Consider the following 13,074-nt stretch of genomic DNA (forward strand, 5'->3'; position numbering starts at 1 on the left):
ATGCAACCCACAGAAGACGCTTTGGTTTTTATTGTTGACGATGACGCTGGCGTGCGCGAAGCGCTGGCGTGGCTGTTGCGTTCGCGCCGTTTGCCCAGTCAATCGTTTGACAGTGCAGATGCATTTGCCGAGTTTTTAGGGGGAGGCAGCAATGCGTGGCAGCCTTCGCAGCCCGGTTGCTTGTTGCTTGATGTGCGTATGCCAGGCATGAGCGGCTTGGCTTTGTTTGAGCATCTCATTGAGCGTCAACTGCTTGATGCCTTACCTGTGATTTTTTTAACAGGCCATGCCGATGTGCCCACCGCCGTCGATTCCGTCAAGCGGGGCGCGTTTGATTTTTGTGAAAAACCTTTTTCAGACAACGCCTTGGTCGACCGCATTGAACAAGCCTTGGCGCGTTCGGCGCAAACCTTGCAAAGCGTACGAGCCAAACAAGACCTGCAACACAACTTGGCCGATTTGACGGAACGTGAACGCGACGTGATGCACTTGGTGGTAGAGGGTTTGCCCAACAAACTGATTGCAGATCAGCTGGACATCAGCGTGCGCACCGTGGAAGTTCACCGCGCCCGTGTGTTTGACAAAATGAATGTGAAGTCGGCCGTGGAGTTGGCCAACTTGCTGCGTGGCGAGTGAGTTATTTTTCGTCTTTGGCGGCTTCTTCTTGTGCGGCAAGGTGTTCAGCTTCGGTTTCTTCCCGACCTGAGAACATCGTCCACCATACGATCAACACCAAGATGCAACCCGCGCCCAGCGCTTCTAGCAAAATTAACAGCATGAGACAAATCCTGTGGCGTTTGACATGGACCTTGATTGTAGGAAGCTTGGTGGCGTGCGGCACCCCACGCTACGCGCCCGTGACGGACTACGGTCGTTCAGCGCCTGCTGCTAGGGCGCCCGCAGAAACACCGCGTGCCAGCGGCAGTTTGGCTGGCACACCCGGCACACCGAGTCCGCAGCAAAGCTACCGCAGCCGTTGGGTGGCCACGTCATGGAACGATGTGCCCGGTTGGCAAAACGACCCCACGCAGGATGCATGGAATGCATGGCTGCAAAACTGTGAACGCCCGGGCCCTTTGTTTGCGCCGTTGTGCAAAGACGTGCGTCAACTCATGCTGGGCAGCGACGATGACCGCCGCCTGTGGATGATGAGCCACTTGCAGCCCTACCGTGTTGAATCGCTTGACGGTGCCGTCGATGGTTTGCTCACCAGCTATTACGAGCCGCTGTTTGATGCGTCAGCACAAATGCGTCCCGGCTTTGAAGTGCCGTTGTACGCCCCGCCTGAAGGGTTGGCCGAAGCGCGACGCGCGGGCCGCCCATGGTTCAGCCGACAAGAGATCGACACCAACTCGCAAGCGCGTGACGCCTTGCGTGGCCGCGAAGTGGCGTGGCTTGCTGATCCGATTGATGCCTTGGTGTTGCACATCCAAGGCTCAGGTCGCGTGCGCATGGCCAATCCCGATGGCACCACGCGCGTGGTGCGCTTGGCATTTGCCGGCTCCAACGAGCAGCCGTATCAAAGCGTGGGCCGTTGGTTGTTAGACCGTGGCTTGATTCGTGATGCGTCGTGGCAAGGCATCAAGGCATGGATTGTTAGCGCCCAACAAAGCAATCCGCGCTTGGTGCAAGAGATGTTGTGGAGCAACCCGCGCTATGTGTTCTTCCGTGAAGAGGTGCGCAGCGCGGCGGATGCCGACCTCGGTCCGCGTGGCGCACAAGGTGTGCCCCTGACCGCGGGACGCTCGATTGCCGTGGATAAAGATTCGATTCCCTACGGCACACCGGTATGGCTGGCCAGCGCTGGGCCCAATGGCAGTTTGCAGCGTTTGGTGTTTGCGCAAGACACGGGCAGCGCCATCGTGGGCGCGGTGCGGGCCGATTACTTTGCGGGCACAGGAGCGGAGGCGGGGGACTTTGCGGGGCGCATGAAGCAGGGTTTACGTCTTTGGGTGCTATGGCCTCGATGAATTGAATACTAATATCTACTAAAATAGACGCCCATCTAACTTTTTGAGTGTTTGAAATGAAAAAACTAGCGATTGCAGCCATTGTGCTCAGCTTGACTGGCTGCGCGATTCAGCGTTTTGATGTTCGCCCTGACGCGCACAACGCACCAACACATGACGACTTGCAAACCTTCTGGGTGGGTGGCATTGGCCAAAGCGAAGAGATTGATGCCGCCAAGGTGTGTGGCTCTGCTGCCAAAGTGCAGCGCGTCGAAACACAAATGACCGCTGGCAACGTGGGTCTGACCATTGTGACGCTGGGTATTTATTCCCCACGTCAAGTTCGTGTTTATTGCACCCGTTAATCGTTAGGACAGCATCATGAAAAAAATCTTTTTTCCCTTGATCTTGGTTGCCACATTGGCTGCTTGCTCAACACAAACTGCCTACATCAACGGTCAAACCGGCAAGTTGGGCAAAGAAGACATGCAAACCTTCTTTGTGAGCGGCTTGGGTCAAACACAAACCATCGACGCAGCTGCGGTTTGCGGCGGTGCCAACAAGGTGGTCAAGGTTGAACGTCAAACTTCATTCATCAACGGCGTGCTGGGTATGTTGACTGGCGGTATCTACACGCCTTACGACGCCAAGGTGTATTGCGCAAACTAAGTTAGTTGCGCATTTCGGAAGCCCCGTTTGCACGGGGCTTTTTTATGTCAGTCGACGATCATTTTTTCAAATGCGTCAAAGGCAAAGCCCCGCTGGCTTTGACTTCACCGAGTGAAAAGCTGGTGTGTATGTCTTTCACATGCGGCAAGTTGATCAACACCTCGCGTGCAAATTGGCTGAAGGTTTCTAAATCTTGCGACACCACTTGCAGCTCAAACGTGCCTGTGCCGCTGATGTAGTGGCAGGCCACGATTTCTGGAATTTTGCGAATCGCCACTTCTAACTTGCGGGCCACATCGCCTGTGTTGCGTTCCGCATCCACGCGCACAAATGCCAGCACACCCAAGCCAATTTTGTGGCGGTTGATTTCTGCGCGATAGCCGGTGATGTAACCCTCTTCTTCGAGCACACGCACACGTCGCCAACAAGGCGCCGCACTCAAGCCCACGCGCTGCGCCAGTTCTGCATTGGTCAGGCGTGCATCGGCTTGTAGCTCGCGCAAAATCGCCAGATCAAATTTGTCGAGTGTCTCCAAGGTAACGCCCCTTTGTTTCGTTTCGTGAAGATTTTAGAAAGAATCTTGCGCAAATAGGGTAATTTAGAGCGTAAAACGCAAACCTTTATCTGGACGCAAACCCTACACTTTGTTTCAAACACAAAACAAACGGAGACACCGATGAATGCACCCTTGCCCGAGCATATTCGCCGCGCCCTTGATACGGTGACGCTGGACGACAAATACAGCCTCGATGTGGGCCGTGCTTTCATGAGCGGCGTGCAAGCCTTGGTCAAGCTGCCCATGCTGCAGCGCCAACGCGATGCCTTGCAAGGCAAAAACACCGCAGGCTTCATCAGCGGCTATCGCGGGTCACCACTTGGCACGTATGACCAGTCGTTGTGGAAAGCTAAGCCGTATTTAGAAGCGCAAAACATCGTCTTCCAACCCGGTGTGAATGAAGAGCTAGCCGCCACTGCGCTGTGGGGCACGCAGCAACTGGGCTTTGCGCCGCCCGGCAGCAACAAGTTTGATGGCGTGTTTGGCATTTGGTATGGCAAGGGCCCGGGCGTGGACCGCTGCTCCGATGTGTTCAAGCACGCCAACATGGCGGGCACCACACCCTGGGGCGGCGTGCTGGCTGTGGCGGGCGATGACCATGTGGCCAAAAGCTCAACTGCGGTGCATCAAAGCGATCACATTTTCAAGGCCTGCGGCACGCCCGTGTTCTTCCCCAGCAACGTGCAAGAAATTTTGGATTTGGGTTTGCATGCCATCGCCATGAGCCGCTTCAGCGGTGTGTGGTCGGGTATGAAGACGATTCAAGAAATTGTGGAGTCCAGCTCCACTGCGGTGATTGATCCACAGCGCGTGAACATTGTCATTCCAGAGTTTGAAATGCCTGCAGGCGGCCTGCACATCCGTTGGCCCGACACCGCGTTGGAACAAGAGGCGCGTTTGTTTGACTACAAGTGGTACGCAGCCCTTGCGTATGTGCGCGCCAACCGTTTGAACCACAACGTCATCGAAGGCCCGAACGACCGCTTAGGGTTGATCACCAGTGGCAAGGCCTACAACGACACGCGGCAAGCGCTGCTTGACTTGGGGTTGGACGATGACACCTGCCGCCGCTTGGGTATTCGTTTGCACAAAGTGGCCGTAGTGTGGCCGTTGGATGCGCAGCTCACGCGTGAGTTTGCCAAGGGTCTGCAAGAAATTCTGGTGATTGAAGAAAAGCGCCAAGTTATTGAGTACCAACTCAAAGAAGAGCTGTACAACTGGCGTGCCGATGTCCGCCCCAATGTGTTGGGCAAGTTCAATGAGATCGAAGGCGATGCAGAGCAAGGCCCCTTTGGCGGCGGCGGTGGCGAATGGTCCATGCCCAACCCCAGCGCCAATACTTTGTTGCGCGCGAACGCGGACCTGAATCCTGCGCTCATTGCGAAGGCGATTGCACAACGCGTCTTGAAGCTCGGTGTGGATGCCGACACCACCGCGCGCATCAACGCGCAGCTGGCCATCATCACAGCCAAAGAACAAGCCATGACTGCGGTGACTTTGAAGGCCGACCGCATGCCGTGGTTCTGTTCGGGCTGCCCGCACAACACCTCGACCAAGGTGCCCGAGGGTTCACGCGCCATGGCCGGCATTGGTTGCCACTTCATGGTGTTGTGGATGGACCGCGACACGCATGGTTTTACGCAAATGGGCGGGGAAGGCGTGCCTTGGGTGGGGCAACAACCGTTTGTGAACGACCAGCACATCTTCGCCAACTTGGGCGACGGCACTTACTTTCACAGCGGCATCTTGGCGATTCGCCAAAGCATTGCGGCGGGTGTGAACATCACCTACAAGTTGCTCTACAACGATGCAGTGGCGATGACGGGCGGGCAGCGCGTAGGCGAGCGCCCCGAGGGGCACAGTGTTTTGCAAATCGCCCAAAGCATGAAAGCCGAAGGTGCGCAACGGATCACGGTGGTGACGGATGAGCCCGAGAAATACGAAGGTGTCGGTTTGGTCGAAGGTGTTGCCGTGTTCCACCGCGACGAGCTAGACCGCATCCAACGCGAGATGCGGGGAATCTTGGGCTGCACCGTCATCATCTATGACCAAACTTGTGCCACCGAAAAACGCCGTCGCCGCAAACGCGGCACCATGGCCGACCCTGCGGTGCGTGTGTTGATCAACGACTTGGTGTGCGAAGGCTGTGGCGACTGCGGCGTGCAAAGCAACTGCATGAGCGTGGAGCCGATTGAGACCGAGTTCGGTCGCAAACGCACCATCAACCAAAGCACCTGCAACAAAGACATCAGTTGCGTCAAAGGTTTTTGCCCGAGCTTTGTGACGGTGGAGGGCGGCAGCCTGAAGAAAAAAGCCAAAGGCGTGTCGCGTATGGCGTTGCCCGCATTGGCCTTGCCTGAACCCACATTGCCTGATGCCACACACGCGTGGGGCATGGTGGTGGCGGGTGTGGGTGGCACGGGTGTCATCACCATTGGCCAGTTGTTGGGTATGGCTGCGCACATCGAAGGCAAAGGCGTGGTCACGCAAGACGCTGCAGGCCTGGCACAAAAAGGCGGTGCGACGTGGAGCCATGTGCTCATTGCCAACCACCCAGACGACATTCGCACCACGCGTGTGGGTCTTGCCGCGGCAGACCTCATCATTGGTTGTGATCCCATCGTGGTGGCGGGCAAGGAAACCTTGCAACGCATGCGCGCCGGTCGCACGCATGTGGCGCTCAACGCACACAGCGCACCTACCGCAGCCTTTGTGCGCAACGCCAACTGGGAAAACCCAGGCGAAGCGTGTGTGGCTGAAATCGTGCACACCGTGGGCGCTGACGGCGTGAGCGCCTTTGATGCCGACCGTGTGGCCACACAAGTGCTGGGCGACAGCATTTTTGTGAACCCCATGGTCTTGGGCTTTGCTTGGCAAAAGGGTTGGGTGCCCTTGGGGCTGGAGGCCTTAATGCGTGCGATGGAACTCAACGACATGGCGGTGGCGCAAAACAAAGCGGCGTTTGAATGGGGCCGTCACTGCGCTGAGCATTGGGAAGCCGTGCAGGCCTTGTTGGCTCCCGCGCAAGTGGTGCAGTTCCACAAGCCCGAAGGCTTGGATGCGCTCATTGCGAAACGCGCAGATTTTCTGACTGACTACCAGAGCGCAGCCTATGCCAATCGCTACCGTGCCGTGGTGGAGCGCGTGCGCACAGTAGAGGCTGCGTTGCACAAAACCACACTGACCGAAGCCGTGGCACGCAACCTGTTCAAGCTCATGGCCTACAAAGACGAGTACGAAGTGGCGCGCTTGCACACCGACACAGCCTTCTTGCAAAAGATCGAAGGCATGTTTGAAGGCAACTACACGCTCAACTACCACTTGGCCCCGCCCTTGATTGCCAAGACGAATGGCAAAGGCGAGTTGCAAAAGCAAAAGTTTGGCCCGCTCATGCTCACGGGTTTCAAGGTGCTCAAGCATTTCAAGTGGCTCAGAGGCACGGCGTTGGATGTGTTTGGGTACCCCGAAGAGCGTCGCATCGAGCGCGCCTTGATCGCTCAATACCAAAGCAGCGTTGACACCATGCTGGGGCAGCTCAACGCCGGCAACCACGCCTTGGCGGTGGAGATGGCGCGAATACCTGAACAAATCAAAGGCTTTGGCCACGTCAAAGCGCGCCACTTGGCGGCGGCGCGTCAAAAGTGGGATGGCTTGAAAGCGCAGTGGTCTGCCCTGAACTGAGGCACTGAGCCAGCCGCATACAATCCGCGGTTGGTCTGCTGGGGCGTTTTGTGCTCTGGCAGTCGTCCCTCAAATTGGAGTTTGACCGTGTTGATTTCTTCTGCTTTTGCCCAAACCGCACCTGCCGCTGCTGCAGGTGGTGACCTCATGACTTCTTTGCAAGGCATGTTGCCTTTGGTGTTGATGTTTGTGGTCTTGTATTTCGTGATGATTCGTCCACAAATGAAGCGTCAAAAAGAACACAAAGCCATGATCGAAGCCATCGCCAAAGGCGACGAAATCGCCACAGCTGGCGGCTTGCTCGGCAAGGTGACCAAGTTGGCGGATGCCACCGTGACGATCGAAATCGCTGCTGGCGTGGAAGTGCAATTGCAACGCCAAGCCGTGGTGCAAGTTTTGCCAAAAGGCACTCTGTAAATATCAGCCACGAGACGACGAAGCGATCATGAACCGTTACCCCCTTTGGAAGTACGCGATCATCGTGATCGCTTTGTTGGTTGGCAGCATCTACACGCTGCCTAACTTTTTTGGCGAAGCGCCTGCGGTGCAGGTGTCTGCCGCCAAGTCGTCCGTCAAAGTTGACCTCGCTGTGCAAGAGCGCGTGCAAGCGGCCTTGGCCGCTGTCAGCCTCGCGCCCGATGTGGTGACCTTGGACAACGGCTCGCTCAAAGTGCGCTTTGACAGCACTGACAAACAACTCAAAGCCAAGGACGCAATACAGCAAGCCTTGGTGCCTGATGCGAACGATGCGTCGTATGTCGTGGCGCTCAATTTGTTGGCCCGCTCACCCGCATGGCTGACTTCGCTCAACGCAGCGCCCATGTATTTGGGCTTGGACTTGCGCGGTGGCGTGCACTTCATGTTGCAAGTCGACATGCCTGCGGCGCTGACCAAAAAGGCTGAGTCCTTAGCCGGCGACATTCGCACCGGCTTGCGCGAAAAGAACGTGCGCCACAGCGGCATCAGCCGTAACAACCAAACCATCGAGATTCGTTTCCGTGACATGGAAACCCTCGAAGCCGCACAACGTGTGATTCAAGACCAGTTCTTGGATTTGCAAACCACAAGCGCCCCCGATGGCGCAGACTTCAAGCTCACTGCGGTGATCAACCCTGTGGCCGCCAAGCGCGTGCAAGAGCAAGCCATCAAGCAAAACATCACCACCTTGCACAACCGTATCAACGAGTTGGGCGTGGCTGAGCCTGTGATTCAACAGCAAGGCACAGACCGCATCGTGGTGCAACTGCCAGGCGTGCAAGACACCGCCAAAGCCAAAGACATTTTGGGTCGCACTGCCACGCTGGAAATCCGCATGGTGGACGACAGCGCCGAAGCCCGCAGTGCAGAGTTTGGCAACGGCCCCGTGCCTTTTGGCACTGAGCGCTTCATGGATCGCAACGGCCAAGCCGTGATTGTGAAAAAGCAAGTCATTTTGACGGGTGAGAACCTCACCGATGCGCAACCGGGCTTTGACACACAGAACCAAGAAGCAGCCGTGCATCTGACGCTCGACGCCAAAGGTGCACGCATCTTCAAAGACGTGACGCGTGAGAGCGTGGGCAAACGCATGGCCATCTTGCTGTTTGAAAAAGGCAAGGGCGAAGTCGTCACCGCGCCTGTGATTCGCAGCGAAATCGGCGGTGGCCGTGTGCAAATCTCTGGCCGCATGAGCACCGTGGAAGCCAATGACACCGCGTTGTTGTTGCGCGCTGGATCGCTGGCAGCGCCCATGGAAATCATTGAAGAACGCACCATTGGCCCAAGCCTTGGTGCTGAAAACATTGCCAAAGGTTTTGACTCCGTCACTTGGGGCTTTGTCGCCGTGACCGCCTTCATGTGTATTTATTACATGTTGTTCGGAGTGTTCTCTAGCGTGGCTTTGGCGGTGAACTTGTTGCTCTTGGTGGCGGTGCTCTCTATGTTGCAAGCCACGCTCACGCTGCCTGGCATGGCTGCGATGGCCTTGGTGTTGGGTATGGCGATTGACGCCAACGTGCTGATCAATGAGCGTGTGCGCGAAGAGCTGCGCAATGGTGCATCCGCACAGTCGGCTATCCATGCCGGTTACGACCGCGCGTGGGCCACCATCCTTGACTCCAACGTCACCACCCTGATTGCGGGCTTGGCCTTATTGGCCTTTGGCTCTGGACCTGTGCGCGGCTTTGCCGTGGTGCATTGCTTGGGCATTTTGACCAGCATGTTCTCTGCGGTGTTCTTCTCGCGCGGTTTGGTCAACCTTTGGTATGGCCGCAAGAAGAAATTGCAAAGCGTGTCTATTGGCACTGTTTGGCGCGCTTAAAAGGAAGTCATCGTGGAATTTTTTAAGATTAAAAAAGACATCCCGTTCATGAAGCACGCGGTGGCGTTCAACGCCATCTCGTTCATCACGTTTGTGGCTGCGGTGTTCTTCTTGTTCAGCCGTGGTTTGCATTTGTCGGTCGAATTCACGGGCGGCACGCTGATGGAAGTCAGCTACAGCCAACCGGCTGACCTCAATGCCGTGCGTGACCAAATCGCCAAGCTCGGCTTGACCGATGTGCAAGTACAAAACTTTGGCACGGCGCGTGATGTGATGATTCGCATGCCAGCCGTCAAAGGTCAAAGCTCGGCTCAACAAAGCGAGCAAGTGCTGACCGCACTCAAAGCCAGCGACGCCAATGTGCAGCTGCGCCGCACCGAGTTTGTCGGCCCGCAAGTGGGCGATGAGTTGGCTGCTGACGGCCTCAAGGCCCTGGCCTTTGTGGTGGTGGGCATCATGATTTATTTGGCCATGCGCTTCGAATGGAAGTTTGCTGTGGCGGCCATCATTGCGAACTTGCATGACGTGGTCATCATCTTGGGCTTCTTCGCGTTCTTCCAGTGGGAGTTCTCGCTGCCTGTGTTGGCTGCGGTGCTGGCGGTGTTGGGTTACTCCGTCAACGAATCGGTCGTGATCTTTGACCGTATCCGTGAAAATTTCCGTCGCTTTCGCAAGATGGACACAGTTGAGATCATCGACAACGCCATCACGTCCACCATCAGCCGTACCATCATCACCCACGGCTGTACACAGCTCATGGTGTTGTCCATGTTGTTGTTTGGTGGCGCAACCCTGCACTACTTTGCGCTGGCGCTGACCATTGGCATCTTGTTTGGTATTTACTCATCCGTGTTCGTGGCGGCAGCCATCGCCATGTGGTTGGGCATTCGCCGTGAAGACCTGATCAAACACACGGCCAAAGTGGCGGGTGACCCGGATGACGAGAACTCGGGCGCTGTGGTTTAAAACCACTTGCCGTCAATGGAAAAGCCGGTTTGCGAACCGGCTTTTTTGTGCCCGCTTGGCTGAGTGGTCAGACCACTCTTTGTCTTGCAGGTGACTTGAAAAAGGGTTTACCCCTTTGCGACGACCACTGCCGATGCTTAGCATCCGCGTCCTAGACACACGGACTTCCATCGAAGGCATCAGGTTTGACACGCAACGACTTCATCCTAGAAACCAAGCAACTCACACGCGAATTCAAAGGCTTCATCGCTGTGGATGGCGTGAATTTGCAAATCAAACGTGGCTCGATTCACGCTCTGATTGGCCCTAACGGTGCGGGTAAAACCACCGTCTTCAATTTGCTCACCAAGTTTTTACCGGTGAGCTCTGGTCAGATCATTTACAACGGTCAAGACATCACGGCCCTCAAAGCCGCTGAAGTGGCGCGCATGGGCATGGTGCGTTCGTTTCAAATTTCCGCTGTGTTTCCACACCTGAGTGTTTTAGAAAACGTGCGCATTGGTTTGCAACGCAAACTCGGCACGAGCTTTCATTTTTGGAAACCTGAGTCCAGCCTCAACACCTTGAATGAGCAAGCCATGCACTTGCTAGAGCAGGTGGATTTGGCCAGCTTTGCGCAAACCGAAACGGTGCAACTGCCCTATGGCCGTAAACGGGCCCTTGAAATTGCCACCACCTTGGCGCTCGACCCTGAGCTGATGTTGTTGGACGAACCCACTCAAGGCATGGGCCACGAAGACGTGAGCCGTGTGGTGGATTTGATTCGCAAGGTGTCTGCCAACCGCACGGTGCTGATGGTGGAACACAACATGAACGTGATTGCTGACTTGTCAGACACCATCACGGTGTTGGCACGCGGCTCTGTGTTGGCTGAAGGCCCTTACGCCCAAGTGTCCAAAGACCCGCGCGTGCTTGAAGCCTATGTGGGCACTGTCGAGGAGGCTGCATGAGCAAGCCCCTCTTAAAAGTCGCGGGACTTGATTCTTGGTACGGCGAATCGCACATCTTGCATGGCGTGAATTTTGAAATTCACGAAGGTGAACTCATCACCTTGCTGGGCCGCAATGGTGCGGGTCGCTCGACCACCATGAAGTCTATTTTGGGTTTGACCGGTCGACGCACGGGGTCCGTACAAATTGATGGCGTGGAAACGATTGGCATGCAGACCAACCAAATTGCTCGCTTGGGTTTGGGGTATTGCCCAGAAGAGCGCGGCATTTTTTCCAGCCTGAGCTGCGAAGAAAATCTGATGTTGCCGCCCAAGATTGGGCCGGGCGGCATGTCGGTGGAAGAAATTTACGAGATGTTTCCCAACCTCAAAGAGCGTCGAAATAGCCAAGGCACGCGCTTGTCAGGTGGTGAGCAACAGATGCTGGCCATGGCGCGCATCCTGCGTTCAGGCGCACGTATTTTGTTGCTCGACGAAATCACCGAAGGTCTGGCGCCTGTGATTGTGCAAACACTGGGTCGCGTGATTCGCCAACTCAAGGCCAAGGGGCTGACCATCATCTTGGTCGAACAAAACTTCCGATTCGCTGCGCCGTTGGCAGATCGGCACTACGTGATGGAGCATGGCCAGATCGTGGCCACAGTCCACAAAGATGAGCTCGATAACAAAGCGCAAATGCTGAACGAGTATCTGGGCGTCTAAGCCCTTTTTCAACAGGAGCAAACTATGAAGCGTACTTTCGTGACCTCGGCTATCGCTGCCGCAACTGCTGTCTTTTTGGCAGGCGTATCCACCAGTGCTTTGGCGCAGGGCAAACTGTCTGGCGACAGCGTGAAGATTGGCGTGTTGACCGACATGTCGGGCGTGTACGCCGACTACGGCGGCCCTGGTGCTGTGGCCGCCGCCAAGATGGCGGTGCAAGACTTCGGCGGCAAGATGTTTGGCAAGCCCATCGAAGTGGTGAATGCCGACCATCAAAACAAACCCGACATTGCCAAGAACGTCACCCAACAATGGTTTGACCGCGATGGCGTGGACATGACAGTAGAGAACTTGAACTCGGCCGTGGCACTGACCGTGCAAGCCTTGGGCAAAGAGAAAAACAAAATCACCATCGTCACTGGCGCGGCCACTGCCCGTATGACCAACGAAGATTGCGCACCAGGCACGGGCGTGCATTACTTGATGGACACCATTGCGTTGAGCAATGTGGTGGGCAAAGCGATTGTGAAAGACGGCGGCGACAGCTGGTTCTTCTTGACGGCTGACTACGCCTTCGGTCACTCGCTCGAAAAAGACACGGGCGATGTGGTGAAGGCCGCAGGCGGCACGGTGAAGGGCGCTGTGCGCCACCCACTGTCTACGGGTGACTTCTCTTCCTTCTTGTTGCAAGCGCAAAGCTCAGGCGCCAAAGTGGTGGGCTTGGCCAACGCCGGTGGCGACACGGTCAATAGCATCAAAGCGGCGGCTGAATTTGGTTTGACCAAGAAGCAAAACTTGGCGGCTTTGTTGATGTTGATCACGGACGTGCACGCCATTGGCTTGAACACCGCGCAAGGCTTGTACCTGACCGAAGGTTGGTACTGGGACTTGAACCCAGAGACACGTGCCTGGACGCAAAAGTACGAAGCTGTGATGAAGAAAAAGCCCAACTCTAACCATGCGTCTGTGTACTCATCGACCATGCATTATTTGAAGGCTGTGCAAGCTGCTGGCACCGACGACACCGCTGCCGTGATGAAGAAGATGCAAGAGACGCCTATCAATGACATGTTTGCCAAGAACGGCAAGTTGCGTCCTGATGGCCGCATGGTGCACGACATGTATTTGTTCCAAGTGAAGAAGCCTTCTGAATCAAAAGGCGCATGGGACTACTACAACCTCAAAGGCACCATCAAGGGTGAAGATGCATTCCAGCCATTGGCCCAAAGCCGCTGCCCTGCATTTGTGAAGAAGTAATGTGTTGACACGACGGGCCGCATGATGCGGTCCGTTTCATTGAATC

General features: G+C 56.0%; 13 protein-coding genes. 11 read left to right on the forward strand and 2 right to left on the reverse strand.

Annotation, left to right across the window (positions count from 1 at the left end; translation table 11 throughout):
• Window positions 1-636, forward strand: coding sequence for a response regulator transcription factor (locus C5F52_RS21495; RefSeq protein WP_104800413.1), 636 nt, complete (start codon window positions 1-3; stop codon window positions 634-636).
• Between the two features lies 1 nt (window position 637).
• Here C5F52_RS21495 and C5F52_RS30085 read toward each other — a convergent pair whose 3' ends face one another.
• Window positions 638-778, reverse strand: coding sequence for a hypothetical protein (locus tag C5F52_RS30085; RefSeq protein ID WP_201747071.1), 141 nt, complete (start codon window positions 776-778; stop codon window positions 638-640).
• Here C5F52_RS30085 and C5F52_RS21500 point away from each other — a divergent pair.
• Genes C5F52_RS21500 through C5F52_RS30375 form a run of 3 tightly spaced genes read left to right on the forward strand, consistent with a single transcriptional unit; the run spans window position 711 to window position 2,618 of the window.
• Window positions 711-1,970 (forward strand): murein transglycosylase A, encoded by a 1,260-nt coding sequence (locus C5F52_RS21500; RefSeq protein ID WP_236657968.1) that lies wholly within the window; start codon window positions 711-713, stop codon window positions 1,968-1,970. The two genes, C5F52_RS30085 and C5F52_RS21500, sit on opposite strands and share 68 nt — an antisense overlap.
• Window positions 1,971-2,026: 56 nt before the next feature.
• Window positions 2,027-2,314, forward strand: a complete 288-nt coding sequence (locus C5F52_RS21505) for a Bor family protein (protein WP_104800415.1) — start codon at window positions 2,027-2,029, stop codon at window positions 2,312-2,314.
• 16 nt (window positions 2,315-2,330) lie between these two features.
• Window positions 2,331-2,618 carry a Bor family protein gene (locus C5F52_RS30375; protein WP_104800416.1) on the forward strand — a complete coding sequence of 96 codons (288 nt, stop codon included), beginning with the start codon at window positions 2,331-2,333 and terminating at the stop codon, window positions 2,616-2,618.
• 58 nt (window positions 2,619-2,676) lie between these two features.
• Here the strand turns inward: C5F52_RS30375 and C5F52_RS21515 are convergent, their stop codons facing one another.
• On the reverse strand, window positions 2,677-3,153 hold the full coding sequence (locus tag C5F52_RS21515; protein ID WP_104800417.1) for an Lrp/AsnC family transcriptional regulator: 477 nt from the start codon (window positions 3,151-3,153) through the stop codon (window positions 2,677-2,679).
• 141 nt (window positions 3,154-3,294) lie between these two features.
• On the opposite strand from C5F52_RS21515, the gene C5F52_RS21520 reads away from it, so the two are divergent.
• From C5F52_RS21520 to C5F52_RS21550, 7 genes are all read left to right on the forward strand, one after another.
• A complete protein-coding gene (locus C5F52_RS21520) occupies window positions 3,295-6,855 on the forward strand; it encodes an indolepyruvate ferredoxin oxidoreductase family protein (RefSeq protein WP_104800418.1) in 3,561 nt (1,186 codons plus the stop codon).
• Window positions 6,856-6,942: 87 nt separating this feature from the next.
• Window positions 6,943-7,272, forward strand: coding sequence for a preprotein translocase subunit YajC (yajC, locus tag C5F52_RS21525; RefSeq protein WP_104800562.1), 330 nt, complete (start codon window positions 6,943-6,945; stop codon window positions 7,270-7,272).
• A 28-nt stretch (window positions 7,273-7,300) separates the two neighbouring features.
• Window positions 7,301-9,154 (forward strand): protein translocase subunit SecD, encoded by a 1,854-nt coding sequence (secD, locus tag C5F52_RS21530; protein WP_104800419.1) that lies wholly within the window; start codon window positions 7,301-7,303, stop codon window positions 9,152-9,154.
• 12 nt (window positions 9,155-9,166) lie between these two features.
• On the forward strand, window positions 9,167-10,120 hold the full coding sequence (secF, locus tag C5F52_RS21535) for a protein translocase subunit SecF (protein WP_104800420.1): 954 nt from the start codon (window positions 9,167-9,169) through the stop codon (window positions 10,118-10,120).
• A gap of 185 nt (window positions 10,121-10,305) precedes the next feature.
• Complete coding sequence (locus C5F52_RS21540; RefSeq protein WP_104800421.1) at window positions 10,306-11,070, forward strand: ABC transporter ATP-binding protein; 765 nt, start codon at window positions 10,306-10,308, stop codon at window positions 11,068-11,070.
• Window positions 11,067-11,771: an ABC transporter ATP-binding protein gene (locus tag C5F52_RS21545; protein ID WP_104800422.1), complete on the forward strand. Its 705-nt coding sequence runs from the start codon at window positions 11,067-11,069 to the stop codon at window positions 11,769-11,771. The genes C5F52_RS21540 and C5F52_RS21545 overlap by 4 nt, the downstream gene beginning before the upstream one ends.
• A 24-nt stretch (window positions 11,772-11,795) precedes the next feature.
• Entirely contained in the window at window positions 11,796-13,028 is a 1,233-nt protein-coding gene (locus tag C5F52_RS21550; RefSeq protein ID WP_104800423.1) for an ABC transporter substrate-binding protein, read from the forward strand.
• Window positions 13,029-13,074: the final 46 nt, after the last annotated feature.

It is taken from the genome of Limnohabitans sp. TS-CS-82 (genome assembly GCF_002943475.1).